This window comes from Micromonospora inositola (genome assembly GCF_900090285.1).
Lineage (GTDB): Bacteria > Actinomycetota > Actinomycetes > Mycobacteriales > Micromonosporaceae > Micromonospora > Micromonospora inositola.
Genome location: NZ_LT607754.1, coordinates 3,808,872 through 3,835,404 on the forward strand (window position 1 = coordinate 3,808,872; position 26,533 = coordinate 3,835,404).

At 74.3% G+C, this 26,533-nt stretch carries 22 protein-coding genes; 14 read left to right on the plus strand and 8 right to left on the minus strand.

The annotated features are described in order from the left end of the window. Positions 1–45: 45 nt before the first annotated feature. Positions 46–996, minus strand: coding sequence for a terpene synthase family protein (locus tag GA0070613_RS18275; RefSeq protein ID WP_089013412.1), 951 nt, complete (start codon positions 994–996; stop codon positions 46–48). A gap of 124 nt (positions 997–1,120) precedes the next feature. After that, positions 1,121–1,750 (minus strand): TIGR03085 family metal-binding protein, encoded by a 630-nt coding sequence (locus GA0070613_RS18280; RefSeq protein ID WP_089013413.1) that lies wholly within the window; start codon positions 1,748–1,750, stop codon positions 1,121–1,123. A 210-nt stretch (positions 1,751–1,960) separates the two neighbouring features. Here GA0070613_RS18280 and GA0070613_RS18285 point away from each other — a divergent pair, with 210 nt between their 5' ends. Both GA0070613_RS18285 and GA0070613_RS18290 read left to right on the plus strand, forming a co-directional pair. After that, positions 1,961–3,838 carry an ABC transporter ATP-binding protein gene (locus GA0070613_RS18285; protein ID WP_089013414.1) on the plus strand — a complete coding sequence of 626 codons (1,878 nt, stop codon included), beginning with the start codon at positions 1,961–1,963 and terminating at the stop codon, positions 3,836–3,838. Beyond that, positions 3,835–5,622 (plus strand): ABC transporter ATP-binding protein, encoded by a 1,788-nt coding sequence (locus GA0070613_RS18290; protein ID WP_089013415.1) that lies wholly within the window; start codon positions 3,835–3,837, stop codon positions 5,620–5,622. Before GA0070613_RS18285 ends, GA0070613_RS18290 begins: the two co-directional genes overlap by 4 nt. Positions 5,623–5,797: 175 nt before the next feature. Here GA0070613_RS18290 and GA0070613_RS18295 read toward each other — a convergent pair whose 3' ends face one another. The 3 genes from GA0070613_RS18295 to GA0070613_RS18305 form a co-directional block, all read right to left on the minus strand. Further along, on the minus strand, positions 5,798–6,394 hold the full coding sequence (locus tag GA0070613_RS18295; protein WP_089013416.1) for a TetR/AcrR family transcriptional regulator: 597 nt from the start codon (positions 6,392–6,394) through the stop codon (positions 5,798–5,800). Positions 6,395–6,474: 80 nt separating this feature from the next. Continuing rightward, a complete protein-coding gene (locus GA0070613_RS18300) occupies positions 6,475–7,230 on the minus strand; it encodes an ABC transporter permease (protein ID WP_089013417.1) in 756 nt (251 codons plus the stop codon). Between the two features lie 55 nt (positions 7,231–7,285). After that, positions 7,286–8,032 (minus strand): ABC transporter ATP-binding protein, encoded by a 747-nt coding sequence (locus GA0070613_RS18305; protein ID WP_089013418.1) that lies wholly within the window; start codon positions 8,030–8,032, stop codon positions 7,286–7,288. Positions 8,033–8,140: 108 nt separating this feature from the next. Here GA0070613_RS18305 and GA0070613_RS18310 point away from each other — a divergent pair, with 108 nt between their 5' ends. The 5 genes from GA0070613_RS18310 to GA0070613_RS18330 all read left to right on the plus strand — a co-directional run bounded on the left by GA0070613_RS18310 (position 8,141) and on the right by GA0070613_RS18330 (position 12,262). Then, positions 8,141–8,530, plus strand: a complete 390-nt coding sequence (locus GA0070613_RS18310) for a MerR family transcriptional regulator (RefSeq protein ID WP_089013419.1) — start codon at positions 8,141–8,143, stop codon at positions 8,528–8,530. Continuing rightward, positions 8,527–9,531, plus strand: coding sequence for an aldo/keto reductase (locus tag GA0070613_RS18315; protein ID WP_089013420.1), 1,005 nt, complete (start codon positions 8,527–8,529; stop codon positions 9,529–9,531). The genes GA0070613_RS18310 and GA0070613_RS18315 overlap by 4 nt, the downstream gene beginning before the upstream one ends. 153 nt (positions 9,532–9,684) lie before the next feature. Beyond that, a complete protein-coding gene (hisI, locus tag GA0070613_RS18320; RefSeq protein WP_089013421.1) occupies positions 9,685–10,119 on the plus strand; it encodes a phosphoribosyl-AMP cyclohydrolase in 435 nt (144 codons plus the stop codon). Then, the gene (locus GA0070613_RS18325; protein ID WP_089013422.1) at positions 10,116–11,669 is read left to right on the plus strand and encodes an anthranilate synthase component I; all 1,554 of its coding nucleotides are present in this window, start codon (positions 10,116–10,118) and stop codon (positions 11,667–11,669) included. The genes hisI and GA0070613_RS18325 overlap by 4 nt, the downstream gene beginning before the upstream one ends. Continuing rightward, positions 11,666–12,262: a Trp biosynthesis-associated membrane protein gene (locus GA0070613_RS18330; protein ID WP_089013423.1), complete on the plus strand. Its 597-nt coding sequence runs from the start codon at positions 11,666–11,668 to the stop codon at positions 12,260–12,262. The genes GA0070613_RS18325 and GA0070613_RS18330 overlap by 4 nt, the downstream gene beginning before the upstream one ends. Here the strand turns inward: GA0070613_RS18330 and GA0070613_RS18335 are convergent. Next, complete coding sequence (locus GA0070613_RS18335) at positions 12,255–12,530, minus strand: hypothetical protein (RefSeq protein ID WP_089013424.1); 276 nt, start codon at positions 12,528–12,530, stop codon at positions 12,255–12,257. The genes GA0070613_RS18330 and GA0070613_RS18335 overlap by 8 nt on opposite strands. A gap of 490 nt (positions 12,531–13,020) precedes the next feature. Here GA0070613_RS18335 and trpC point away from each other — a divergent pair, with 490 nt between their 5' ends. Genes trpC through trpA form a run of 3 tightly spaced genes read left to right on the plus strand, consistent with a single transcriptional unit; the run spans position 13,021 to position 15,904 of the window. Beyond that, entirely contained in the window at positions 13,021–13,824 is an 804-nt protein-coding gene (gene trpC / locus GA0070613_RS18340; RefSeq protein ID WP_172876002.1) for an indole-3-glycerol phosphate synthase TrpC, read from the plus strand. A 38-nt stretch (positions 13,825–13,862) separates the two neighbouring features. Continuing rightward, positions 13,863–15,095, plus strand: coding sequence for a tryptophan synthase subunit beta (trpB, locus tag GA0070613_RS18345; protein ID WP_089013426.1), 1,233 nt, complete (start codon positions 13,863–13,865; stop codon positions 15,093–15,095). Positions 15,096–15,100: 5 nt separating this feature from the next. After that, positions 15,101–15,904 carry a tryptophan synthase subunit alpha gene (gene trpA / locus GA0070613_RS18350; RefSeq protein WP_089013427.1) on the plus strand — a complete coding sequence of 268 codons (804 nt, stop codon included), beginning with the start codon at positions 15,101–15,103 and terminating at the stop codon, positions 15,902–15,904. A 155-nt stretch (positions 15,905–16,059) separates the two neighbouring features. Here the strand turns inward: trpA and GA0070613_RS18355 are convergent, their stop codons facing one another. Next, positions 16,060–16,644 (minus strand): NUDIX hydrolase, encoded by a 585-nt coding sequence (locus GA0070613_RS18355; protein ID WP_089013428.1) that lies wholly within the window; start codon positions 16,642–16,644, stop codon positions 16,060–16,062. A gap of 118 nt (positions 16,645–16,762) precedes the next feature. On the opposite strand from GA0070613_RS18355, the gene lgt reads away from it, so the two are divergent. Together lgt and GA0070613_RS18365 are read left to right on the plus strand one after the other, a co-directional pair. Next, complete coding sequence (lgt, locus tag GA0070613_RS18360; RefSeq protein ID WP_089016033.1) at positions 16,763–17,989, plus strand: prolipoprotein diacylglyceryl transferase; 1,227 nt, start codon at positions 16,763–16,765, stop codon at positions 17,987–17,989. 11 nt (positions 17,990–18,000) lie between these two features. Next, positions 18,001–19,188, plus strand: coding sequence for an FAD-dependent oxidoreductase (locus GA0070613_RS18365; RefSeq protein ID WP_089013429.1), 1,188 nt, complete (start codon positions 18,001–18,003; stop codon positions 19,186–19,188). Between the two features lie 36 nt (positions 19,189–19,224). On the opposite strand, the gene GA0070613_RS18370 is transcribed toward GA0070613_RS18365, so the two are convergent. Beyond that, on the minus strand, positions 19,225–20,070 hold the full coding sequence (locus tag GA0070613_RS18370) for a GNAT family N-acetyltransferase (RefSeq protein ID WP_089013430.1): 846 nt from the start codon (positions 20,068–20,070) through the stop codon (positions 19,225–19,227). Between the two features lie 145 nt (positions 20,071–20,215). On the opposite strand from GA0070613_RS18370, the gene gltB reads away from it, so the two are divergent. Both gltB and GA0070613_RS18380 read left to right on the plus strand, forming a co-directional pair. Beyond that, positions 20,216–24,916 carry a glutamate synthase large subunit gene (gene gltB / locus GA0070613_RS18375; RefSeq protein WP_089013431.1) on the plus strand — a complete coding sequence of 1,567 codons (4,701 nt, stop codon included), beginning with the start codon at positions 20,216–20,218 and terminating at the stop codon, positions 24,914–24,916. After that, complete coding sequence (locus tag GA0070613_RS18380; RefSeq protein WP_089013432.1) at positions 24,909–26,450, plus strand: glutamate synthase subunit beta; 1,542 nt, start codon at positions 24,909–24,911, stop codon at positions 26,448–26,450. The genes gltB and GA0070613_RS18380 overlap by 8 nt, the downstream gene beginning before the upstream one ends. Positions 26,451–26,533: the final 83 nt, after the last annotated feature.

Here is a 26,533-nt window from a genome sequence, read left to right on the forward strand (position 1 = left end):
TTCCATCCGGTAGTGGCCGGCGTCCCGGGACGTGGAACGCCCGGATCAGGAGTACCGGGAGACGGCGCGCGACCAGTCGTAGGTGGCCCGGATCCAGTTCCGGCGGGTCACCAGGACGGCCCGGACCGACGCGTCCCCGGCATCCGTCAGCGCGGCCTCCCGCTCGGCGTACGCGGCCAGGCCCTCGTTGAACCGGGCGGCCGCCGCCCGCAGCGCCGCCGCCTCGCCCTGCCCGGTCTCCCCGGCGATCGTGGTGACCAGGTTGTGCGTGTCCGGCGCGCTGCTCAACTCCTTGCCGTAGGAGAACAGGTCGTTGCACCAGCAGACCAGGTCCGCGGCGAGGTCGTCCAGCGCGGCCAGCGCCGGGTCGGCCCACCGGCCCGCGCCGGGCAGATCGCCGTACGCCAGGTCGGTGAGGGTGAAGCTGGGTCGGGCCCCGCCGGTGTGCCGGCGCATCTGCACGTACTCGGCGACCCCGGGCACCCGTCGGTGCTCCCGGTTCGCCGCCTCCCAGAGCAGCGCCAGCAGGTACTCCCGGAGCTGGCTGATCAGCCGCAGCAGGAACGTCGGCCGGTGCAGGGCGCGGACCCGCCGGCAGAGGTCGTCCAGCCCGACACCGAGCGGCCCGGCCGCCACCGGCCGTGGCGCCGCCGGATCACCCTGCCCGTCCAGCACCTGCAGCAGCTCCGCCACGGTGGGCGCGAGCCGGGTGGGGCTGGCGGCCAGGCCGTCCTCGTCGCAGGCGTCGTCCATCACGAACAGCCAGGAGATCAGGTCGGTCAGCAGCCGCAACCGGTCGACCGGCGCGTCCGGGCAGGCCCGGCCGGCCAGCTCCGCCGGACCGGCCCCACGCAGCCGGCGCAGCCCGGCCGCCGTGGCCACCAGGCCGAGGTCACGCGCCCACCCGGCGCTCTCCCCGGCGACCAGCTCGACGGCGGCGTGCCGGCGCGCCGCGAAGGGGGGTTCGCGCAGTGCCGAGACGGCGAAGCTCCGCATCCGTGCCCCCTGCCCGCGGCCCCTGGGCGGGGCGGCGGGCAGCAGCGTACGGGAGCAGCGATCGGCCCCGGTCGCTGGGTCGATGCTGGTTCACCTCGACCCGCGACCGATTCCGCGCCCTCGGTCAGAAGCCCAGGCTGGCCGTCCGCAGCCGGTCGGCCGGGGTGGCCGGCCCGTCGATCTGCACCCGGGAAACCCGCTGCCGGCCGGACAGGAAGAGGGCCAGTTCTCCCGGCGCGCCCACCAACCGCAGCCGCTCCCCGCCCCGCCCGACGGTGAGCTCGCCGAACCCGGGCGCTTGGACGAGCAGGTCGGCGGGGAACCGGCGCAACGCCACCCGGGCCAGCACGGCGGTCCGCTTCCAGAGCACCGCCGACAGGCGGGCCGGCAGGTCCCGGGGCAGCCAGCCCGGGCGGGCCCGCCGCACGTCCTCGTGGTGGATGAAGAACTCCATCGTGTTGACCAGCTCGTCGGTGAGCGGGTTGCTCAGCGGGCTCCACGCCGGCGGGCGGCGTACCCGTGCCACCAGCTCCGGGTACGGGCGGGCGGCGACCCGCCGGCGGACCGCCTCGCCGTGCCGGCGCAGCGGCGGCAGCAGGATGCCCGCGGCGGCGTCCGGCCGGCGCTCCCGGACGACCAGGTGCGCGGCGAGATCCCGCGTGCGCCACCCCTCGTTGATCGTCGGCGCGTCCGGTCCCAGGTCCAGCAGCAGGTCGGCGAGCGCCTCGCGCTCCGATCGGGCGTACCGCGGCATGCACCGATCGTAGGGTCGGCGCGGCGTTTCGGCCCGCCCGGCGCGGCGCGGCGCCGCCGCGCCCGCCGCCGACCCGCCGCGGCGCCGGCCCGCCCTGGTTGGCGCGCCGCCAGCGGGGGAGTGACGCTGGACATATCCGTCCGGGTCGGCGGAGCTGGCACGGACCGGTAAGGATGAGGGAGATAATTGCGGCTTACGGCGGGGGAGAGCGTGGCGAGCGGGACAAGTCGGGACGTCCTCGGCAGGGGGCTGCGGGTCCTCGGCCGGGCCATCCGGGAGCAGCCGCGGATCTTCGCGGTCGCCGTGACCGGGAGCGTGCTCTTCGGCCTCATGGTGATCGCCAGCGCGTTCGTGGTCGGCCGGGTGGTCGGCGACGTCGTGGTGCCGGCGATCGCCCGCGGCTCGGTCGGCGCCGGGGTGCTCGCCCTGGCCGCCGCGTCCCTGTTCGGGATCAGCGTGCTGCGGGTGGTGGGCATCTTCGGCCGCCGGCTCGGCGCCGGCTACATGCAGTACCGGCTCCAGGCCGCCTACCGCCGCCGGGTCACCCGGCGCTACCTGGACCTGCCGCTGTCCTGGCACCACCGCAACGCCACCGGCACGCTGCTCTCCAACGCCAACTCCGATGTGGAGGCGGCCTGGTATCCGATCGCGCCGTTGCCGTTCGCGGTGGGCACCGTGGTCATGCTGGTCGGCGCGGTCGTCTCGCTCTTCCTCACCGACTGGGCGCTCGCCCTGGTCGGCCTCGCCGTCTTCCCCGCCCTCTTCGCGCTCAACGTGGTCTACTCCCGGCGGATGGCGCCGCGGCAGGCCCGGGCCCAGCGGCTGCGCGCCGAGGTCAGCGGCATCGCCCACGAGAGCTTCGACGGCGCCCTGGTGGTCAAGACGATGGGCCGGGAGGCGCAGGAGACCGGGCGTTTCGCGTCCCGGGCCGGCGAGCTGCGCGACGCGCTGATCGCCGTCGGCCGGCTCCGCGGCGTCTTCGACCCGATGCTGGAGACCCTGCCCAGCCTCGGCACCCTCGCCGTGCTGGTGGTCGGCGCGGTCCGGCTCCGGCAGGGCGCGATCAGCGTCGCCGAGCTGGTCAGCGTCGCCTTCCTCTTCACCGTGCTGGCCTTCCCGGTCCGGGCCATCGGCTGGGTGCTGGCCGAGCTGCCGCGCAGCGTCGCCGGCTGGGACCGGGTGCGCCGGGTGCTCGACGCCACCGGCGAGATGCGGTACGGCGGCACCGTCCTCGACCCGGCCGATCCGACGCCGGCCACGCTCGCCTTCCACGACGTGCACTTCGGCTACGAGCCGGCCGAGGCGCACCTGCCCGGCGCCGAGGTGCTCGGCGAGGTGAGCTTCGCCGTGCCGGCCGGGAAGACCGTCGCCCTGGTCGGGCCGACCGGCGCCGGCAAGTCGACCATCGCGTCCCTCGCGGTCCGGCTGGTCGACCCGCGCGCCGGCGCGGTCACCCTGGACGGCGTCGACGTCCGTGACCTCACCGCCGCCTCGCTCGCCTCGACGGTCGCCCTGGTCGCCCAGGTGCCGTTCGTCTTCGACGACACGGTCCGGGCCAACATCGCCCTCGACCGGCCCGGCATCGGCGACGACGAGGTGTGGGCCGCCCTGCGGCTGGCCGAGGCCGACGGGTTCGTCGCCGCCCTGCCCGACGGGCTGGACACCATGGTCGGCGAGCGCGGCACCTCACTCTCCGGCGGCCAGCGGCAGCGGCTCACCCTGGCCCGCGCGCTCGCCGGCCGGCCCCGGCTGCTGGTGCTCGACGACGCCACCAGCGCGGTCGACCCGCGGGTCGAGGCGGCCATCCTGGCCGGCCTGCGCGCCCCGACCGGCGGCTCGGGCGCCGCCGCGTCGATCCTGGTGGTCGCCTACCGGCGGGCCACCATCGCCCTCGCCGACGAGGTGATCTACCTGGAGCAGGGGCGGGTCCTGGCCCGGGGCACCCACACCGAGCTGCTGGCCACCGTCCCCGGCTACGCCGACCTGGTCACCGCGTACGAGCAGGCGGAGCACGACCGCGAGCAGACCCGGACGTACGACGAGGTCACGCCGTTGACCTCCGGCCTGGAAGTCGAGGTTGACCGGTGAGCACCACTGTTGAGGCCGAACGGCCGACGGAGAGCACCGAGTCGACCTGGCGGACGCTGCGGCGCGGGCTGGCGCTCTCCCCGGAGCTGAAGACCGGGCTGGCCGGCACCGTGGCGCTGGCGCTGATCTACATGATCGGGCGGGTGGCCGTCCCGGTCGCCGTCCAGCGCGGCATCGACCACGGCATCGTCGGCGGCCTGGACCTCGGCGTGGTGTGGCGGGTGGTCGCGGTCACCGCGGCGGTGCTGGTGGTCACCACCACCTGCGGCTACCTCATGATGCGGCGGCTCTTCACGGTCAGCGAGACCGCCCTGGCCGGGGTGCGGACCCGGGCGTTCCGGCACGTGCACGACCTGTCCATGCTGCACCAGCAGTCGGAGCGGCGGGGCTCGCTGGTGTCCCGGGTGACCAGCGACGTCGACCAGATCACCACGTTCCTGCAGTGGGGCGGCGTGATCCTGATCGTCAACCTCGGTCAGCTGGTGGTCACCACGATCGTCATGCTGGCGTACTCCTGGCAGCTCACCCTGGTGGTGCTGGCCGCGTTCGCGCCGGCGGTGCTGGTGATCCGGCTGCTCCAGCGTCGCCTCGCCGGGGCGTACGGCCTGGTCCGCCAGCGGACGGGCACGCTGCTGGGCGCCATCGCGGAGAGCGTGGTGGGCGCGCCGGTGATCCGGGCGTACGGCATCGCGGGGCGGACGGCCCGGCGGCTGGACGCGGCGATCGACGGGCAGCGGCAGGCCCAGCAGCGGGCCATTCGGATCAGCATCGTGGGCAGCTCGGTGGGGGAGCTGGCGGCCGGCCTGGCGCTGGCCGGCGTGGTCGTCGTCGGGGTCACCCTGGGCGTCGACCGCACCCTGTCGATCGGTCAGCTGACCGCGTTCCTGTTCCTGGTGACGCTCTTCATCCAGCCCGTGCAGATCGCCACCGAGGTGCTCAACGAGGCGCAGAACGCGATCGCCGGCTGGCGCCGGGTGCTGGACGTGCTGGACGTCGCCCCGGACGTGGCCGACCCTGGCGCGCAGGGGCGGGAGCTGCCGCCCGGCCCGCTGGACATCCGCTTCGCCGGGGTGACCTTCGCCTACCCGGGCGGCCCGCCGGTGCTGCACGACGTCCGGCTGGAGATCCCGGCGAAGAGCCGGGTGGCGGTCGTCGGCGAGACCGGCAGCGGCAAGACCACCTTCGCCAAGCTGCTCACTCGGCTGATGGACCCGACCGCCGGCGAGGTGCTGCTCTCCGGGGTGCCGCTGCGGCAGGTCCGGTTCGACTCGCTGCGTTCCCGGGTGGTGATGGTGCCGCAGGACGGCTTCCTCTTCGACGCCACCGTCGGGGAGAACGTCCGCTTCGCCCGGCCCGAGCTGACCGACGAGCAGCTCACCGTCGCCTTCACCGAGCTCGGCCTGGCCGACTGGCTGGACGGGCTGCCGGCGGGACTGGACACCCCGGTCGGCGAGCGCGGCGAGGCGCTGAGCGTGGGGGAACGGCAGCTCGTCGCGCTCGCCCGGGCGTACGTCGCCGACCCCGACATGCTGGTGCTGGACGAGGCGACCAGCGCGGTCGACCCGGCCACCGAGGTACGCCTCCAGCGCACCCTGGACGCGGTCACCCGGGGCCGGACCACCCTCGCCATCGCCCACCGGCTCTCCACCGCGCAGGCCGCCGACGAGGTGATCGTGGTGGACCGGGGCCGCATCGTGCAGCGCGGCCCGCACGACGAGCTGGTCAGGGATCCCGAGTCGGTCTACGGGCTGCTCTACGCCTCCTGGCTGGAGCAGACCCGCTGACCGCAGCGGTCAGCGGGAGTAGAACTCCACCACCAGCTGCTCGTCGCACACGACCGGCAACGCGATGTAGTGAACGTGCGCATGCTCGGGGAATTCAAAGTTCGCTACGACCCGCTAGCTTGATCTTCAACCTGCGGCGGTCGGATGGTGACTGTCCCGGTGGTAAGCCACCCCATCAGACCGGCAGGTCGCCGGTCAGGTAGCGCTGGACGGTCGGGCCGACCGCGGCGACCAGCGTCTCCGGGGCGGCGGACGCGACCGGCTCCAGCCGGACCACGTGCCGCATCATGGCCAGCCCGATCAGCTGGCTGGCCACCAGCGACCCGCGCAGCGGCAGCTCGGCCGGGTCGACGTCGAGCTGGTCGAGCACCCGGCGCAGCACCTGGGTCACCAGGAACTCCCGCAGCAGCCGGGCAGTCCACTCGTTGCTCACCGCGGAGCGCAGCAGGGCCACTCCGGCGGTGCCGGCCGGCGAGTCCCACACCCCGAGGAACATCCGCACCAGCCGCTCGCCGATGCCGTCGCGGTCACCGGCGAGCACCTTCGGCAGCAGCTCCCGGGGGTCGACCGGGGCGTTCATGGCGGCCAGGAAGAGCTGGTCCTTGCTGCCGAAGTAGTGGTGCACCAGGGCCGGATCCACCTGTGCGGCGGCGGCGATGGCCCGGATGGACGCGCCGTCGAAGCCCCGCTCGGCGAAGGCGGCGCGGGCCGCACCGAGGATCGCCTCCCGGGTGTCCGGGTTGCCGGGTCGCCGTCCCGTCCGCCGCGCCATCGCTGCCCTTCGCTCGTCACTTGTCACGTCATCGGGTCCCGGTCCGGTCCGACCACGGTCGGACCGGACCGGGACAGCCGTCAGTCGCTGCGCCGCCGGAGGGTGGCCGCGGCGAGCACCAGCGCCAGCACGGTCGCGCCGGCGACGATCGCCGCGTCCCGCCACATCGTGCCGGTCGGTTCGGCGTTCGCGCCCACCTCCTGCAGCGCCTCGACGGCGTACGACAGCGGCAGCACGTCGCTGATCGCCTGCAGCCAGCCGGCCATCTCGCCCCGTGGCACGAAGAGCCCGCAGAGCAGCAGCTGGGGAGCCACCACGATCGGCATGAACTGCATGGCCTGAAACTCGGTGCGGGCGAAGGCGCTGCAGAACAGCCCGAGCGCCACGGCCAGCACGGCGTTGATCGCTGCGATCATGACGACCAGCCAGACGCTGCCTGCGGTGTCCAGGTCGAACACCCAGTACGTCACCACCGAGGCGATGGCGGCCTGGACCGCGCCGGCAAGCCCGAACGCGATGCCGTAGCCGAAGAGCAGGTCGATCTTACCCAGCGGGGTGGTGAGCAGCCGTTCCAGGGTGCCGGTGGTCCGCTCTCGCAGCATGGCGATGCTGGTCACCAGGAACATGATGATGAACGGGAAGAAGCCGAGCATGATCAGCGCCACCCGGTCGAAGACCGTGGGCTGTCCCGGTGGGGTGGGCTGGTCGACGTACATGAAGTAGACCAGCGTGAGCAGCACGTTGGGCACCACCACGAGCAGGGCGACGGTGCGCTTGTCGTGCCGCAGCTGGCGCAGGATGCGCCCGGTGGTCGCGGCCAGGATCCGTACGCTCACGACGCCTCCTCGGTTCGCGACTGCGGGGCTCGCAGGCCCGGCTCACTCCTCGCGCTCACGACGCCTCCTGTCCGGCGTGGCCGCTCCGGCCCGCCTCGCTCGCCCTGATCAGTCGCAGGAACGCCTCCTCGAGGTCGTTGACGCCGGTGGTGGCCCGGACCGCGTCCGGGGTGTCGTCGGCGACCAGCCGCCCCTCCCGAATGAGCAGCAGCCGGTCGCACCGGGCCGCCTCGTCCATCACGTGGCTCGACACCAGCAGGGTCGTCCCGGCCGCGGCCATCTCGTGGAACCGGGCCCACAGGTCCGCGCGGAGCACCGGGTCCTGGCCGACGGTCGGCTCGTCGAGGATGACCAGCTCAGGGTCGCCGACCAGGGCGCAGGCCAGGGACGCGCGGCTGCGCTGGCCGCCGGAGAGGGTGCCGACGAGCTGGGTGGCCGCCTCGGCCAGCCCGACGTCGGCGACCGCGCGGTCGGCGCGGGCGTGGTCGCGGCCGTGCAGGGCGGCGAAGTACCGGGCGTTCTCCCGCACCGTCAGGTCGGCGTAGACGCTCGGCGCCTGGGTCAGGTAGCCGATCCGGCTGCGCAGCTCGGGCGCCCCGGCCGGACGGCCGAGCACCGTGACCGTGCCCGAGCTGACCGTCTGCACCCCGACGATCGCCCGCATCAGGGTGGTCTTCCCACTGCCGCTCGGACCGAGCAGCCCGGTCACCGTGCCGCGCGGCACCGTGCAGCTGATGCCCTGCAGCACCCGCCGTCGGCCGCGGTCGACGACCAGGTCGCGGACCGCGATCGCGTCGTCCATCGCCCCACCTCCCCAAAACTCATCATCTGTTGAACTCAACAGTAGATGAGTTAACGGCCGACGCGCAACGGTTGACTTCGAGTGCGCTCCAACTGGAAGCCTTGGGGCGTGGACATCAGCACGCGCGAGATGAGCCTCACCGTCGGTGAGGCGGCGGAACGGGTCGGCCTGACCACCTACACACTGCGCTGGTACGAGCAGGAGGGGCTGGTCGCCCCGGTCGGACGGGACTCCGCCGGCCGGCGGCGCTACACCGAGACCGACGTCAACTGGTTGTTCCTGCTCACCCGGCTGCGTCGGACCGGGATGCCGGTCCGGGACATGCGCCGCTACGCCGAGCTGGCCCGACAGGGCGACCGGACGCTCGGCGCCCGGCGGGCGCTCTTCGAGGCGCACCGGGCCCGGGTGCTGGCCCGGATGGCCGAACTGGAGGAGGACCTGAAGGTGCTCGACTACAAGATCGACGCGTATCGCAGAGCCGAGGAGGAGGGCGCATGATCCGGCGACGAGTGGGCGCGACCGGGCCGGAGGTCTCGGCGATCGGCCTGGGCTGTATGGGGATGAGCTTCGCGTACGGCGCGGGCGACGACGCCGAGTCGACGCGCACCCTGCACCGGGCGCTCGACCTCGGCGTCAACCACCTGGACACCGCCGACATGTACGGCCGGGGCGCGAACGAGCGGCTGCTCGCCCCGGTGGTGCGGGCCCGCCGGGACGAGGTCTTCCTGGCCACCAAGTTCGGCAACCGGACCACCGGCGACAGCTTCGGCGGCACCGGCACCCCGGGCGCCTTCGTGGACAGCAGCGCCGCCTGGACCCGGGAGGCCTGCGACGCCTCGCTGGGCCGGCTCGGGGTGGAGACCATCGACCTGTACTACCTGCACCGGCGCAACCCCGACACCCCCATCGAGGAGACCGTCGGGGCGATGGCCGAGCTGGTGTCGGCCGGCAAGGTACGCCTGATCGGGCTCTCCGAGGTCAGCCCGGCGACCCTGCGGGCGGCGCACGCCGTCCACCCGGTGGCCGCAGTGCAGATGGAGTACTCGCTGTTCAGCCGGGACGTCGAGGCGGAGATGCTGGACACCTGCCGGGAGCTGGGCGTGTCCCTGGTGGCGTACTCGCCGGTCGGGCGGGGGCTGCTGACCGGGGCGATCACCAGCCGTGAGCAGCTTGCCGCGGACGACTGGCGGGCCGGGGTGCCCCGGTTTGCCGAGGGCAACCTCGACGCCAACCTGAAGCTGGTTGACGAGGTCCGGGCGGTCGCCGCCGAGCTGGGGCGTACGCCCGCCCAGGTGGCGCTGGCCTGGCTGCTGGCCCAAGGCGAGGACGTGCTGCCCATCCCCGGCACCAAGCGGGTCCGCTACCTCGAGGAGAACGCCGCGGCCGCCGACCTCGAGTTCAGCGCCGCGCAGCTGTCCCGGCTCAGCGAGGCCGTGCCGCCCGGCGCGGTCGCTGGCGAAAGGTATCCCGAGACAGCGATGAGATTCGTCGGGCACTAACCCCCGGATCGGATACGAGGTCCGGCATCGGTCATTGCCGCCGGCCGGCTGGACCGCTACCTGGCCCAGCTGACCCGGGCCGGCGCGCGCTCCGTGCCCGGCGATCGGGACACCGCGGCGGTCCCGGCGCCGCGTGCGGGACAATGACTCACTGTGCCCGCCACTGACGCGCCGTCGACCGGCGCTCCCGCCACCTCCGGCGAACCCGCGGCCGCCGGCCCGGTCCGGCCGTCCCGGCTCGATCCGGCCATCGCCGCCCGGTTGCGCCGCACCGCCGACGGCCTGGTGGCCGCGGTGGTGCGCCAGCACGACACGGGCGAGGTGTTGATGGTCGCCTGGATGGACGATGAGGCGCTGCACCGCACCCTGACCACCGGCCGGGCCACCTACTGGTCGCGCAGCCGGCAGGAGTACTGGGTGAAGGGCGCCACCTCGGGCAACCATCAGTACGTCCGCTCGGTCGCCCTGGACTGCGACGGCGACGCGCTGCTGGTCAGCGTGGACCAGGTTGGCGCCGCCTGCCACACCGGGCACCGGACGTGCTTCTTCACTGAACTGCCGGTCACCGGCGAGGGAGTGACCCCATGACCGACGGCACGGTGAGCCCCGACCAGGCCACCTTCACCGACCTGGCGGCCCGCTGGCGGGTCGTCCCGGTCACCCGACGGCTGCTCGCCGACGCGGAGACCCCGGTCGGGGTCTACCGCAAGCTCGCCGGCGGCCCCGGCACCTTCCTGCTGGAGTCGGCCGAGCAGGGCGTCGGCTCGGCCGGGATGGCCTGGTCCCGCTACTCCTTCATCGGCGTCCGCAGCAGCGCCACCCTGACCGAACGGGACGGCGCCGCGGTCTGGACCGGCGAGCCGCCGGCCGGCCTGCCCGTCGACGGCGATCCGGTCCGGGTGCTGCGGGAGACCGTCGCCGCCCTCGGCGGGCCCGCCTGGGACCCGGCCAGCGGCATGCCGCCGCTGACCGGCGGCATGGTGGGCTACCTCGGGTACGACCTGGTCCGCCGCTTCGAACGGCTGCCCGAGCTGACCGAGGACGACCTCGGCGTGCCCGAGCTGGGCATGATGCTCGCCACCGACCTGGTGGTGCTCGACCACTACGACGGCTCGGCGATCCTGGTCGCCAACGCGATCCTGCCGCCGCCGGACGCGCCGGACCGGGCGGTCCTGGTCGCGGCGGCGTACCACCACGCGGTGGGGCGGCTCGACGCGATGACCACCGCGCTGTCCCGACCGATTCCGCCCATGATCTCGACCGTCGACCGGCCGCCCGCCGGCGAGGTGGTCAGCCGTACCCCCGACGGTGGGTACCCGAAGGCGGTGGAGGCGGCGAAGGAGGCGATCCGGGCCGGCGAGTGCTTCCAGATCGTGCTCGCCCAGCGCTTCGAGCGGGAGACGCACGCCGACCCGCTCGACGTCTACCGGGTGCTGCGCACCACCAATCCCAGTCCGTACATGTACCTGCTGCGCTTCGACGGCTTCGACATCGTCGGCTCCTCACCGGAGGCGCACCTGAAGGTCAGCACCGGCGCGGACGGCCGGCGGCGGGCGCTGCTGCACCCGATCGCCGGCACCCGGCCGCGGGGCGGCAGCCCGGAGGCCGACGCCCGGCTCGCCGCCGAGCTGCTCGCCGACCCGAAGGAACGCGCCGAGCACGTGATGCTGGTCGACCTGGGCCGCAACGACCTGGGCCGGGTCTGCCGGCCCGGGACCGTGGAGGTGCCGGAGTTCGCCACCATCGAGCGGTACAGCCACGTCATGCACATCGTCTCCACCGTGGTGGGGGAGCTTCGGGCGGACCGCACGGCGTTCGACGCGCTGGCCGCGACCTTCCCGGCCGGCACCCTCTCCGGCGCGCCGAAGGTGCGGGCCATGGAGATCATCGAGGAGCTGGAGCCGGTCCGGCGGGGCCTCTACGGCGGCACGGTCGGCTACTTCGGCTTCGGTGGTGACCTGGACATGGCGATCGCCATCCGCACCGCGCTGATCCGCGAGGGGCGGGCGTACGTGCAGGCCGGGGCGGGCGTGGTGGCCGATTCCGATCCCGCCGCCGAGGACCAGGAGACCCGGAACAAGGCGGCCGCGGTGCTAGCCGCGATCGCCGCCGCCGAGACCCTGCGGGCCGCCCGATGAGCGCCGCCACCGACCCGTCGGCGGCCGGTCCGGAGACCGCCGCGCCGATCGCGCGGCGGCGCCGCGAGCTGACGTACGCGGTGCTGCTCTGCCTGGTCGGGGCGGGCCTGGCCTGCTGGGCGGCGACCCGGACCTGGTCGGTCGAGCTGACCGCCCGCGGGTCGCTGCCGCCGTCCCGGCACGCCCGCACCGGCGCGGAGCTGCTGCCCTGGCTCTCCGCGCTGGCGCTGGTCGCGTTGGCCGGTGGTGGCGCGGTGCTGGCCACCCGGGGCCGGGTCCGGCGCCTGCTGGGCGGGCTGCTGACCCTGCTCGGCCTGGCCGTGACGGCCGGCGGCGGGTACGGCCTGACGGCCAATTTCGACGGCGGGGTCAGCCGGCAGTGGCCGGCGCTCTGCCTGGTCGGTGGCCTGATCGCCGCGGCCGGCGGTCTGGTCACCGCGCTGCGCGGTGGCGACTGGCCGGCGATGGGGGCACGGTACGAGCGACCGGTCCGCGCGGCGGAGCAGCCGACGACGGACGGCCCGGCGGTCGGGCGGGGCACCCGGGACGCCTGGGACGCGCTCGACCGGGGTGAGGACCCGACGGTCAGCTGACCGGCTGCGGGTCCCGCTCCTCGCGGCGGTCCCGCACGGCGGCCCGGGCGGCGGCCAACTCGGCGACCAGGCGGTCCAGCTCCCGGCGCTGTTCCGCGCGGGCCCGGTCGGCGCAGACCGCCTCCCAGGCGTTGCCGCGCGCGGTCCGCATCCGGCCGTCGCCGACCATGGCCCGTTCGAGGGTGTGCACCACGCCGACGGCGAGGGAGGCGACGGTCCGGGAGATGGTGGTCAGTCCGATGGTCTGGTTCGGTCCGTTGGTGCTCATGGTCACCCCGCACGAGATCGTTGGCGACGGTTGGCGGACGCCTCATCGAGTCTGCCCGAGGGACATGCTGCGCCGCTCACGTTTCGCCGCCGTGAAGGCCAGGTCAACTGTGCCTTCGCCGGGATGACCTGGGTAGGGCCGTTCGTCCTTGAGCTTGCTCACAGCATCGACCGACATCGTCGTCCTGCGCCTCGGTGCCGGCCGTGGTGAGATGGAGCATGGGCGGCGATCTATGGGGCGGTCGACGCGGGTCGACGGGCGGAGGCGTCGCCGGTCGATGGGTGCGGTGGCACTGCGTGACATGCCGTTCACCTGAAGTCGGCCATCATGCCACAGCCCATTTCGTGAGGAGCGCCATACCCCCCGGCACTTGTGGCCCGGTGGCGCCCCCTAGCATCGGCCCATGACACCCGGAGAGGGGAGTCCGTTGGTGACTGCTGAGCATGCGCACGCGGAGGGGGACGAGGCCGGTCCGGCGGCGTCCGTAGGCGTGCTCGACGAGATCCTGGCCGGCGTCCGCGAGGACGTGGCGCGACGGCAGGAGCAGGTTCCGCTGGAGCGGATCCGCGAACTGGCCGCCGCCGCGCCGCAGCCGCTGGACGCGTACGCGGCCCTGCGCCGGCCCGGGGTGGCCGTGATCGCCGAGGTGAAGCGCTCGTCGCCGTCCAAGGGCCGGCTGGCGGAGATCGCCGACCCGGCCGACCTGGCCGGCGACTACGCCGCCGGCGGCGCCCGGGCGATCAGCGTGCTGACCGAGGGCCGCTGGTTCGGCGGGTCGCTCGACGACCTGGCCGCCGTGCGGGCCGCGGTGAACATCCCGGTGCTCCGCAAGGACTTCGTGGTCTCCAGCTACCAGGTGCACGAGGCCCGGGCCCACGGCGCCGACCTGGTGCTGCTGATCGTCGCGGCGCTGGAGCAGAACGCGCTCGTCGGTCTGCTGGAGCGGATCGAGTCGCTCGGGATGACGGCGCTGGTCGAGGTGCACACCGAGGAGGAGGCCGACCGGGCCCTGGAGGCCGGCGCGCAGGTGATCGGGGTCAACGCCCGTGACCTGCGTACCCTGGAGGTCGACCGCTCGGTGTTCGAGCGGATCGCGCCCGGCCTGCCCAGCCGCGTCGTCAAGATCGCGGAGTCCGGCGTGCGCGGCCCGCACGACCTCATCCGGTACGCCTCGGCGGGCGCCGACGCGGTCCTGGTCGGCGAGGGCCTGGTCACCCAGAAGAGCCCCCGCGAGGCGGTCGCCGAGCTGGTCAACGCCGGCAACCACCCGGCCACGCCCCGCCCGGTGCGCTGACCCGCGCCGGGGAGAGTCAGCAGCGAGAGGACATCGCGATGAGCGCCAACGCGTCCGCCCCGGCCGGTCAGGTCCCCGACGCCGCCGGTCACTTCGGTCGATTCGGCGGCCGGTTCGTTCCGGAGGCGCTGGTCGCGGCCCTCGACGAGCTGGACGCGGCGTACCGCAAGGCGATGACCGACGAGGCGTTCCTCGCCCAGTTCGACTCCCTGCTGCGCGACTACGCCGGCACCCCGTCGCTGCTCTACTCCGCCGAGCGGTTCTCCGCGAAGGCGGGCGCCCGGATCCTGCTCAAGCGCGAGGACCTCAACCACACCGGCGCGCACAAGGTGCGCAACGTGCTCGGCCAGGCCCTGCTCACCAAGCGGATGGGCAAGAAGCGGGTGATCGCCGAGACCGGTGCCGGCCAGCACGGCGTGGCCACCGCCACCGCCGCCGCCCTGTTCGACCTCGACTGCGTGGTCTACATGGGCGAGGTCGACACCCGGCGGCAGGCACTCAACGTGGCCCGGATGCGGATGCTCGGCGCCACCGTCGTCCCGGTCACCACCGGCTCGCGGACCCTGAAGGACGCGATGAACGAGGCGATGCGGGACTGGGTCGCCAACGTCGACGACACCCACTACCTGATCGGCACCGCCGCCGGCCCCCACCCGTTCCCGGAGATGGTCCGGGACTTCGTGCGGGGCATCGGCGAGGAGGCCCGCCAGCAGTGCCTGGACCTGACGGGCGCGCTGCCGGACGCGGTCGCGGCCTGCGTCGGCGGCGGTTCCAACGCGCTCGGCATCTTCCACGCGTTCGTGCCCGACACCGAGGTCCGGCTGTACGGCTTCGAGGCCGGCGGCGAGGGCGTGGAGACCGGCCGGCACGCGGCCAGCATCACCGGCGGCAGCTCCGGCGTGCTGCACGGGACCCGCACGTACGTGCTGCAGAACGAAGACGGCCAGACCATCGAGTCGCACTCCATCTCGGCGGGGCTGGACTACCCGGGTGTCGGCCCGGAGCACGCCTGGTTGCACGACAGCGGCCGGGCCACGTACGCGCCGGTGACCGACACCGAGGCGATGGCCGCGTTCGAGCTGCTCTGCCGGACCGAGGGGATCATCCCGGCGATCGAGAGTTCGCACGCGCTCGCCGGCGCGCTGAAGATCGCCCCGACGCTCGCCGCCGAGCTGGGCCGGGAGCCGGTCATCGTGGTCAACCTCTCCGGGCGGGGCGACAAGGACGTGCACACCGCCGGCGAGTACTTCGGCATCCTCGACAAGGAGTGACCCGCATGAGCAAGATCGGGGTGGCCTTCGACAAGGCCCGCGCCGACGGGCGGGCGGTGCTGGTCGGCTGCATGCCGGCCGGGTTCCCGACCGTCGAGGGCAGCATCGCCGCGATGACCGCGATGGTCGAGGCGGGCGTGGACGTCATCGAGATGGAGATCCCCTACTCCGACCCGGTGATGGACGGCCCGGTGATCCAGAAGGCCAGCGACATCGCCCTGGCCGGCGGCGTCCGCACCGCGGACACGCTGCGCATCGTCGAGGCGGTCGCGGCCACCGGCGCCCCGGTGGTCACCATGACCTACTGGAACCCGATCGAGCAGTACGGCGTGGACGCCTTCGCCCGCGACCTCGCCGCCGCCGGCGGCACCGGCCTGATCACCCCGGACCTGATCCCGGACGAGGCAGCCGAATGGCTGGCCGCCTCCGACGCGCACGGCCTGGACCGGACGTTCCTGGTCTCCCCGTCCTCCACGGACGCTCGGCTGGAGATGACCGTGGGGCACTGCCGGGGCTTCGTCTACGCCACCGCGATCATGGGCGTCACCGGCGCCCGCGCGCAGACCTCCGACGCCGCGCCGATCCTGGTCTCCCGGCTGCGCGAGGTCACCGACCTGCCGGTCGGCGTGGGGCTGGGCGTGGGCACCGGCGCGCAGGCCGGCACGGTCGCCGGGTACGCCGACGGCGTCATCGTGGGCAGCGCGCTGGTCCGCTGCCTGCTCGACGCGCCGGACCAGGTCGCCGGCCTGGCCGCGCTGCGTACGCTCAGCGCCGAGCTCGCCGAGGGCGTCCGCACTCCGGTCCGCTGACCTCCGACGGGCCGGCCGGGCGCGTCGCCCCCGGTCGGTCCGGTGGCAGGCCCCGCTTCGTCTCGCCGCGCCCCGAGTGCGGTATTCGCTGACGGACGCTACGAAGCTGATGTCGCAGGTGACTCAGCTCCGCCGGCGCGGACGGCGGCGACGGTTCAGCGTCGGGCGGCCGGGGTGTCGCCCGGCTCGGCCCGTTGCCCGGGCGCGACGGGCTCGCCGCCCGGGCCGTGCCCGCTGGGCCCTCCGCGGGTCTCCCCGAGGGACAGGGCAGCCGCTGGCCGCGCCGGCTCCCGCCCGGCGTCCCGCAGCACCCCCGACCGGCCGGCCAGCGCGTCGGTAACGGCGGCGCGGGTGATCGGGGTGACGGCGTCCGGCAGCTCGGCCGGGGCGTGCCAGCCCAGGTGGCAGCCGCCCACCGGGTCGGCCGCGGGCGCCGCGCCGGTCACCCGGGCGCGGAAGACGTGCACCAGCACGTCCGGCAGCGGTCCGCACCGGCCCGCGGTGGGCGGAACAGCGCCCCGGTCGCTGAGCCGGTAGAGGCCCACCAGGTCGACGACCCGGATCTCCCAGCCGGTCTCCGCGCGGATGTCGCGGAGCACCGCCGCGGCCGGACTCTCGTCCCGGCGCAGCCGGCCGCCGGGCAGTGCCCAGCGTCGCTCGCCCCGGCCCTGCCGGCAGAGCAGCACCCGACCGGCGTCGTCGCTGACGACCGCCGCGACCGCCCAGGTGAGCCCGCTCATGGACAAAGAGCCTACGACCGTGCAAACCAGAAGTCAGCCGGCCGGCGAAGCCGGCCGGACCGGGGTGCCGCGGAGCCGGTCCGCACCGGTAGCGTGTGCACCCGTGACCCACGCCCCGATGACCCCCCTGGCGGCCCTGCCCAGCCCCAGCACCGCCGTCTGGCAGCTCGGACCGGTCCCGCTCCGGGCGTACGCCCTCTGCATCATCCTCGGCATCGTGGTGGCCTGCGTGGTCACCGAACGCCGGCTGCGCCAGCGCGGCGTGGCCCCGGGCGCGGTGCTCGACATCGCCGTCTGGGCGGTGCCGACGGGCATCATCGGTGCCCGGATCTACCACGTGATCACCTCGCCGGAGAAGTACTTCGGCGCCGACGGGCAGCCGCTCAAGGCGTTCGCGATCTGGGAGGGCGGTCTCGGCATCTGGGGCGCCGTCGCCGGTGGCGCGCTCGGTGCCTGGATCGCCGCCCGGCAGCTCGGCATCCCGTTCGCGGTGGTCGCCGACGCGCTGGCGCCGGGCCTGCCGCTGGCCCAGGCCGTGGGCCGGTTCGGCAACTGGTTCAACAACGAGCTGTACGGCGGGCGCACGTCCCTGCCGTGGGGGCTCGAGGTGCACGTGATGGACCCGGACAATCCCGGGCACGCGCTGCGTGACGACGCCGGCAACCCGATCCTCCAGCCGGGGCTCTACCACCCGACCTTCCTCTACGAGGCGCTCTGGAACATCGGCGTCGCCGCGCTGGTCCTCGTCCTCGACCGGAAGCTGCGGCTGGGGAAGGGCCGGGCTTTCGCGCTCTACGTGATGGGCTACACGGCGGGCCGGTTCTGGATCGAGCTGATGCGTACCGACGAGGCGAACCACATCCTCGGCCTGCGGCTCAACGTCTGGACCGCGGCGCTGGTCTTCCTCGGCGCGCTGATCTACTTCCTCCGGGTCCGCGGGCCGCGGGAGTACCTCATCCCGGTCGGCACGCCGGCGACTCCGGTCCCGCCATCCGGCGGCGACGTGTCGCAGGTCGACCTCTCCGCCCGGGAGGCCGGGCCGCGGGCGGTCGCGCCGGAGGGCTACCGGGTGGTCAGCGAGGAGCAGTTCCGCGCGTACCAGGAGACCGGCGCGGTGCCGGACGAGCCGACGGAGACCACGCCCGAGGACGAGACCGAGGTCGACGGCACGGCGGTCGCGGACCCCGACGACCGCGCCGAGTCCGACGACCGCGCGGAGCCGGACGACCGGGCCGAGCCGGACGACCGGGCCGAGCCGGACGACCGGGCCGAGCCGGACGACCGGGCCGAGCCGGACGACCGGGCCGGCGCGGCCGGCGCCCGCCCCGCCGACCGGGACAGCTGAGCGGAACAGCGATGCGTACCGCGGTGGTGGTCGGCGCCGGGCTCGGCGGGCTGGCGGTGGCCGGCGCGCTGGCCCGGTCCGGGTGGCGGGTCACCCTCCTCGAACGGGCCGACCGGGTCCGTCCGGAATCGACCGCCCTCGTGCTCTGGCCCAACGGGGTACGCGCGCTGCGCGCCCTGGGCCTCGGCGCCGGCCTGGACGCGATCGCCACGCCGCTGGCCGACGGCGGCGTCCGCCGCCCGGACGGGCACTGGCTGGTGCAGCCCCGTCCGACGCCGGCCGAGCGGATGCCGGTGGTGGTGCACCGGGAGGACCTGCACGACACGCTGATCGCGGGCCTCGGTGACCGGGTGGAGCTGCGGACCGGGGTGGCCGTCCGGACCGTTCGCACGGCCCCCGGCGAGCGTCCGGCGGTCGGCGACGGCCGGCACACCGTCGAGGCGGACCTGGTGGTCGCCGCCGACGGCACCGACAGCGAGATCCGCCGCCAGCTCGCCCCGGAGTCGGGGGTGGTCAGCTCCGGCTGCGCCGCCTGGCGGGCGGTGATCCCCTGGTACCGGGCGCCGAAGCTTCCCGCCGACCAGCCCGTGTGCGGGGAGACGCTGGGGGCCGGTTACCGCTTCGTGGCCGCCTCCCTCGGCGAGCGGGGCACCGCCGGGGGCTCCAGTCGGGGCGGCATCTACTGGGTGGCCACCGCCGCCGGCGCGCCCCGCCCCGAGCCGGCGGAGACCCAGCTCGCCCTGCTCAAGCGCTGGTACGCCGGCTGGCCCGCGCCGATCGCCGAGCTGCTCGACGCGACCGACCCGGCCGACCTGGTCCAGCAGGAGATCCGCGAGCTGCGTCCGCTGCCCCGGGCGTACGGCTTCCCGGCCGGCCCGGGCGGGGTGGTGCTGCTCGGCGACGCCGCGCACGCCATGCCGCCGCACCTCGGGCAGGGCGCCTGCCTCGCCTTCGAGGACGCGGCGACCCTCGCCTCGCTGCTGCGTGAGTCCCGGCTGCCCGACGCGGTCGCGTCGTACGACCGGCTGCGCCGGCCCCGCGCGGCGACCATGGTCCGGCAGACCCGCCGGATGTCGGCGGTGCTGCAGACCCGGGGTCGGCTGGCGCTGCGCGCCCGCGACGCCGCCCTCGGCACGATCAGCCCGCGGCTGCGCAACACCGCCGCCACCGCCGCCGCCCAGTGGCACCCCCCAGCCTGAGGCCGGCGGCTCCCGCCAGGAACGGTGGGCGCTCGGTCAGCCGATGAGGGCCGCCGGTTCGGCGATGCAGGCGGTGCCGACCCGGCGGAAGCCGACCTTCAGGTAGACCCGTGCGATCTCCTCGCTGCCCGCGGAGAGGAAGATCAGGTCGGTGCCGGCAGCGCGCAGCTCACGGGCCAGGGCGGCGGTGACCGCGGCGCCGAGGCCGCGGCGGCGGGCGACCGGCAGGGTGGCCACCCCGGCGATCTCCGCGACGTCGCCGACCCGCATCGCCATCCCGCTGGCCAGCGCCCCCTGCTCGGCGGCCTCCGCGAGCACCGAGATCCGCCGGCCGTCCGCGACCCGGACGGCCTCCTCGTCGAGCGCGGCCACGTCCAGGCTGGCCACCGCCGCGTCCCGTTCCGCCGGTCCGGCCTCCCCCCGCGCGGTGCCGCCGTTGGAGAAGCCGACCGCCGCGACGGCCCGCCGGATCGCCACATCCGCGGCGAACCCGGGGGAGGCCGGGTCGAGGACCCGCACCGATACGTCGCCGAGCGTCGCCGGGTCCGGCGGGTCGGCCGGGTCGAGCACCATCAGCGGCGCCTCCAGCACGGTCAGCCCCGCCGAGCGGGCGACGGCGAGCAGGTCGGGGGTTACCTCGTGCACCCATTCGAACGCCTCGGGCAGTCCGAGCCCCCGCTGGCGGGCCCGGACGGCGGTGACGTCGGCCAGCGACGGCGGCTCCGTGGCGTCGAGCCGGGGGCGGGCGTAGAACGGCCAGCCGGCGCCGTCCCGGACGAAGAGCACCAGCGCGCCGTACTCTTCGGTGCGGGCGCCGTCGCGGGGCACCGCGTCGTAGAAACGCTCCAACCGGTCGAACAGCTCAGCGCGTACGACATCCACCGCGCGAGACTACACGTCCCAGATTCTGGAAGTGTGATCAATCCGAACTGGCCTTGCGCCGCACGCCCTAACGTAGACTCAATAAACCCACAAGGGCCGACGTCGTCCCGACCATGATCCATGCTGAGTGACGACAGGAGGCCCGGTGGCCTTTCCGTACCCTCACAGCCCGCAGTCGGCCCCACCCGCGACGGGCCTCTACGACCCCGCGCAGGAGCACGACGCGTGCGGCGTGGCCTTCGTGGCCGACCTGCAGGGACGCCGGTCGCACGAGGTCGTCGCCAACGGTCTCGGCGCGCTCTGCCGGCTGGACCACCGGGGCGCCCGGGGCGCGGAGCACAACACCGGTGACGGCGCCGGCATCATGATCCAGGTGCCGGACGCGTTCCTGCGCTCGGTGGTCGACTTCCCGCTGCCGCCCGCCGGCCGGTACGCGACCGGCCTGGTCTTCCTCCCCGACGACGACGCCGGCGAGGCCCTCGCGCGTCGGGTGGTGGAGAAGTACGCCCTGGTCGAGGGGGCCGACGTGCTCGGCTGGCGGGACGTGCCCACCAACCCGAGCGGCCTGGGCGAGACGGCGCTCGCGGCGATGCCCCGGGTCCGGCAGCTCTTTCTCGCCGCGCACCGGCTGACCGACTCGCCGGCCGGTCCGGCCGGCTCCCCGCTGACCGGACTGGACCTGGACCGGGTGGCGTTCTGCGTGCGCAAGCAGGCCGAGCGGGAGACCGCCGAGCGGGGCGTGCCGGCGTACTTCCCGTCGCTGTCCGGGCGGACCATGGTCTGGAAGGGCATGCTCACTCCGGACCAGCTCCCCGCCTACTACCCGGAGCTGACCGACCAGCGGGTCGAGAGCGCGATCGCCCTGGTGCACTCGCGTTTCTCCACCAACACCTTCCCGTCCTGGCCGCTGGCCCACCCGTACCGGTTCATCGCGCACAACGGCGAGATCAACACCATCCGCGGCAACCGGAACTGGATGCAGGCCCGCGAGGCGCTGCTGCGCAGCCCGCAGCTTCCCGGCAACATCCGCCGGGTCTTCCCGGTCTGCACCCCGGGCGCCTCCGACTCCGCCAACTTCGACGAGGTCCTGGAGCTGCTGCACCTGGCCGGGCGGAGCCTGCCGCACGCGGTGCTGATGATGATCCCCGAGGCCTGGGAGAACGACCCGGACATGCGCGCCGACAAGCGCGCCTTCTACCGGTTCCACGCCAGCCTGATGGAGCCCTGGGACGGGCCGGCCTCGGTGGCCTTCACGGACGGCGAGATCGTCGGCGCGGTGCTGGACCGCAACGGGCTGCGCCCCGGCCGCTGGTGGCGCACCTCCGACGGGCTGGTGGTGCTGGGCAGCGAGGCGGGCGTGCTCGACCTCGACCCGGCCCGGGTGGTCGCCAAGGGGCGGCTCCAGCCCGGGAAGATGTTCCTGGTCGACACGGTCAACCACCGGATCGTCTCCGACGACGAGATCAAGGCCGAGCTGGCCGCCGCCCAGCCGTACGACGAGTGGCTGCACGCCGGCCTGATCGACCTGGGCGACCTGCCGCCGCGCGAGCACATCGTCTACACCCACGACTCGGTGCGCCGCCGCCAGCAGACCTTCGGCTACACCGAGGAGGAGCTGAAGATCCTGCTCGCGCCGATGGCGCGGGCCGGTGCGGAGCCGATCGGCTCGATGGGCACGGACACCCCGATCGCCCCGCTGTCGACCCGGCCGCGGCTGCTCTACGACTACTTCCACCAGCTCTTCGCCCAGGTCACCAACCCGCCGCTGGACGCCATCCGGGAGGAACTGGTGACCAGTCTGGCGTCGACCATCGGGCCGGAGGGCAACCTGCTGGACCCGGGTCCGGCGAGCTGCCGGCAGATCGTGCTGCCGTACCCGGTGATCGACAACGACGAGCTGGCCAAGATCCTCTCGATCGACGAGGACGGCGACCTGCCCGGCTTCAAGGCGGTCCGGGTCTCCGGGCTCTACCGGGTCCGCGACGGCGGCGCCGGGATCAAGGCCCGGCTGACCGAGATCTGCCGGCACGTCTCCGAGGCGATCGAGGACGGGGTGCGGATCCTGGTCCTGTCGGACCGGGACTCCAACGCCGACCTGGCGCCGATCCCGACGCTGCTGCTCACCGCGGCGGTGCACCAGCACCTGGTCCGCGAGCAGACGCGTACCCAGGTGGCGCTGATCGTGGAGTCCGGCGACTGCCGGGAGGTGCACCACGCGGCGGTGCTGATCGGGTACGGCGCGGCGGCGGTCAACCCGTACTTGGCCTTCGAGTCGGTCGAAGACATGATCTCCACCGGCGCGGTGGTCGGAATGGAGCCGGCCAAGGCCGTACGGAACTACGTCAAGGCGCTCGGCAAGGGCGTCCTGAAGATCATGTCGAAGATGGGCATCTCGACGGTCTCGTCGTACTGCGGCGCGCAGGTCTTCGAGGCGGTCGGCCTGGACACCCGCCTGGTCGACCGCTACTTCCGGGGCACCCCCAGCAAGATCAGTGGCATCGGGCTGAACGAGATCCACGCCGAGGTCGCCGCCCGGCACGCCCTGGCCTGGCCCGCCCCCGGCGCGGCGGCCTCCGACCGGCTGGAGGTCGGCGGCGAGTACCAGTGGCGCCGCGAGGGCGAGCTGCACCTGTTCAACCCGGAGACGGTCTTCCTGCTCCAGCACGCCACCCGCAGCCGCCAATACGACGTCTTCCGGCAATACACCGCCAAGGTCGACGAGCTGGCCGCGCAGGCCGGCTCGCTGCGCGGGCTGTTCACCCTGCGTACCGGGGTGCGCCCGCCGGTGCCGCTGGACGAGGTGCAGCCGGCCAGCGAGATCGTCAAGCGGTTCGCCACCGGCGCCATGTCGTACGGGTCGATCTCGGCCGAGGCGCACGAGACCCTGGCCATCGCGATGAACCGCCTCGGCGGCAAGTCCAACACCGGCGAGGGCGGCGAGGACGTCGAGCGGCTGCACGACCCGGCCCGCCGTTCCGCGGTCAAGCAGATCGCCAGTGGCCGGTTCGGGGTCACCAGCGAATACCTGGTCAACGCCGACGACCTCCAGATCAAGATGGCCCAGGGCGCGAAGCCCGGCGAGGGCGGCCAGCTCCCGGGCAACAAGGTCTGGCCGTGGATCGCCCGGACCCGGCACGCCACCCCGGGCGTCGGCCTGATCTCCCCGCCGCCGCACCACGACATCTATTCCATCGAGGACCTCGCCCAGCTCGTGCACGACCTGAAATGCGTGAACCCGGCCGCCCGGGTGCACGTGAAGCTGGTCAGCGAGGTCGGCGTGGGCACCGTCGCGGCGGGTGTGGCCAAGCTCAAGGCCGACGTCATCCTGATCTCGGGCCACGACGGCGGCACCGGGGCGTCGCCGCTCAACTCGCTCAAGCACGCCGGCACCCCGTGGGAGCTGGGCCTGGCCGAGGCGCAGCAGACGCTGCTGCTCAACAAGCTGCGCGACCGGGTCACCGTGCAGGTCGACGGCCAGCTCAAGACCGGCCGGGACGTGCTCATCGCGGCGCTGCTGGGCGCGGAGGAGTTCGGCTTCGCCACCGCCCCGCTGATCGTCGAGGGCTGCGTGATGATGCGGGTCTGCCACCTGGACACCTGCCCCGTCGGCATCGCCACCCAGAACCCCGTGCTGCGCGAGCGGTTCACCGGCCGGCCGGAGTTCGTGGAGAACTTCTTCCTCTTTCTCGCCGAGGAGGTCCGCGGCTACCTCGCCGAGCTGGGCTTCCGGTCGATCGAGGAGGCGATCGGTCAGACCGAACTGCTCGACGTCACCCCGGCGATCGACCACTGGAAAGGGCACGGGCTGGACCTCGCGCCCGTACTCCAGCTGCCGGAGCTGCCGGCGGACGCCGCGCGGCGCGGCATCCGGGCCCAGGACCACGGCCTGGAGCTGGCCCTGGACAACGAGCTGATCGCGCTCGCCGAGCCGGCGTTGCGCGACGGCACGCCGGTCCGGGTCGAGGTGGCCGTCCGCAACGAGCACCGCAGCGTCGGCGCGATGCTCGGCGGCGAGGTGACCCGCCGCTTCGGCGGCGCCGGCCTGCCGGAGGACACGATCGAGTTCCTGCTGCACGGCACTGCCGGGCAGTCGTTCGGCGCGTTCCTGCCGCGCGGGGTGACCCTGCGGCTGCACGGCGACGCCAACGACTACGTCGGCAAGGGCCTCTCCGGCGGCCGGCTCATCGTCCGCCCGGACCCCGCGGCGCCGTTCGTCGACGGCGAGGCCGGGCCGGGGGAGCGGGCCGAGGACCAGATCATCGCCGGCAACACCATCCTGTACGGCGCGACCGGCGGCGAGGTCTTCCTGCGCGGCCGGGTCGGCGAGCGCTTCGCGGTGCGCAACTCCGGCGCGGTGGCCGTCGTCGAGGGCGTCGGCGACCACGGCTGCGAGTACATGACCGGCGGCACGGTGGTGGTGCTCGGCGAGACCGGGCGCAACTTCGCCGCGGGCATGTCCGGCGGCACCGCGTTCGTCTGGCGGCTCGACCGGGCGCGGGTCAACGCCGAGCTGGTCGACCTGGCGCCGCTGCGTCCCGAGGAGCGGGACCGGCTGCACGAGCTGGTGCAGCGACACTTCGCCGAGACCGACTCGGCGGTCGCCGGGGAGCTGTTGAAGCGCTGGCCGGAGGCGGTGGAGGAGTTCACCGCCGTGGTGCCCCGGGACTACCGCCGGGTGCTGGAGATCATGCGGGCCGCCGAAGCCGCCGGCCGTGACGTCGACGACGCGGTGATGAGCGCATTGGCGGCGCACGCCGCCCCGACACCGCAGTCGGCGCCTTCCGCTTCGTCCATGCCGGTGCCGCCCGCCCCGCGGGCGGTCGCCCAGGAGGTGGCTCGTGCCTGACCCGAACGGTTTCCTGCGCTACAACCGGCGGCTGCCGGCACGCCGCCCGGTGCCGGTGCGGATCACCGACTGGCGGGAGGTGTACCCGCCGGCGGGCGAGGAGCTGATCCGCGAGCAGGCCACCCGGTGCATGGACTGCGGCATCCCGTTCTGCCAAAGCGACACTGCGGGGTGCCCTCTTGGGAATCGAATCCCGGACTGGAACGACCTGGTCCGGACCGGCAACTGGGACGCCGCGGTGGAGTCGCTGCACGCCACCAACAACTTCCCGGAGTTCACCGGCCGGCTCTGCCCGGCGCCCTGCGAGGCCGCCTGCGTGCTCGGCATCGGCGGTGGGGAACCGGTCACCATCAAGCAGGTCGAGATGGAGATCGCCGACGCGGCGGTGGCCCGCGGCGGGCTGCGGCCCCGCCCGGTGCCGGCCCCGACCGGCCGGTCGGTCGCCGTGGTGGGCTCCGGGCCCGCCGGGCTCGCCGCGGCGCAGCAGCTCGCTCGCGCCGGTCACGCGGTCACGGTGTACGAGCGGGACGACGCCCTCGGCGGCCTGCTCCGGTACGGCATCCCTGACTTCAAGCTGGAGAAGCAGCACATCGACAAGCGGCTGGCCCAGCTTGCCGCCGAGGGCGTGCGGTTCCGCACCGGGGTGGACGTCGGCGTCGACGTCACCGCCGAGCAGTTGCACGCCGAGCACGACGCGGTGCTGCTGGCCTGCGGCGCCCTGCAGGGCCGGGACACCCCGGAGACGCCGGGCCGGCGGCTGCGCGGGGTGCACCAGGCGATGGCGCACCTGGTCGCCGCCAATCGCGTGGTCGCCGCGGCGGCCGCCGGCCGGCACGCCGCGGCCGGCGAGGGACGCCCCGCCCTGGCGGTGCTCTCCGACGGCACGCCGATCGACGCGGCCGGCAAGCACGTGGTGATCATCGGCGGAGGCGACACCGCCGCCGACTGCCTCGGCGTGGCCCACCGGCAGGGCGCGGCCGGCGTCCACCAGCTCGACCTCTACCCGGAGCCGCCGACCAGCCGGGACGCCGCCCGGGACCCGTGGCCCACCTGGCCGTGGGTGCTGCGCAGCTACCCGGCGCACGAGGAGGGCGGCGAGCGGGTCTTCGCCGTCGCCGTGCAGGAGTTCGTCGACGACGGCACCGGCCAGGTCAAGGGCGTCCGGATCGCCGAGGTGACCGTGGAGAAGCACGACGGCCGGCGGATCGTCACCGCGCTGCCCGGCTCCGAGCGGGAGCTGCCGGCCGACCTGGTGCTGCTGGCGATCGGCTTCGAGGGCACCGAGGAGCAGCCGCTGCTGGCCCAGTTCGGGGTGGCCCGCAACGCCCGCGGCGCGGTCGACGCCCGGCCGGACTGGCAGACCGACGCCGACGGGGTCTTCGTCGCCGGCGACATGCACCGGGGCGCCTCGCTGATCGTCTGGGCCATCGCCGAGGGGCGGGCCGCCGCCGCCGCGATCCACTCCTACCTGGGCGGGGTCGGCACCCTGCCCGCCCCGGTGGACCCGGCCGCGCAGCCGCTCGCCGCCCGCTGACCCGGGGCCACAACGCGACACGAACACCCCGGTCCGGACGTACCCGTCCCGGACCGGGGTGTTCGGCGTCGGCGTCCGGTTCG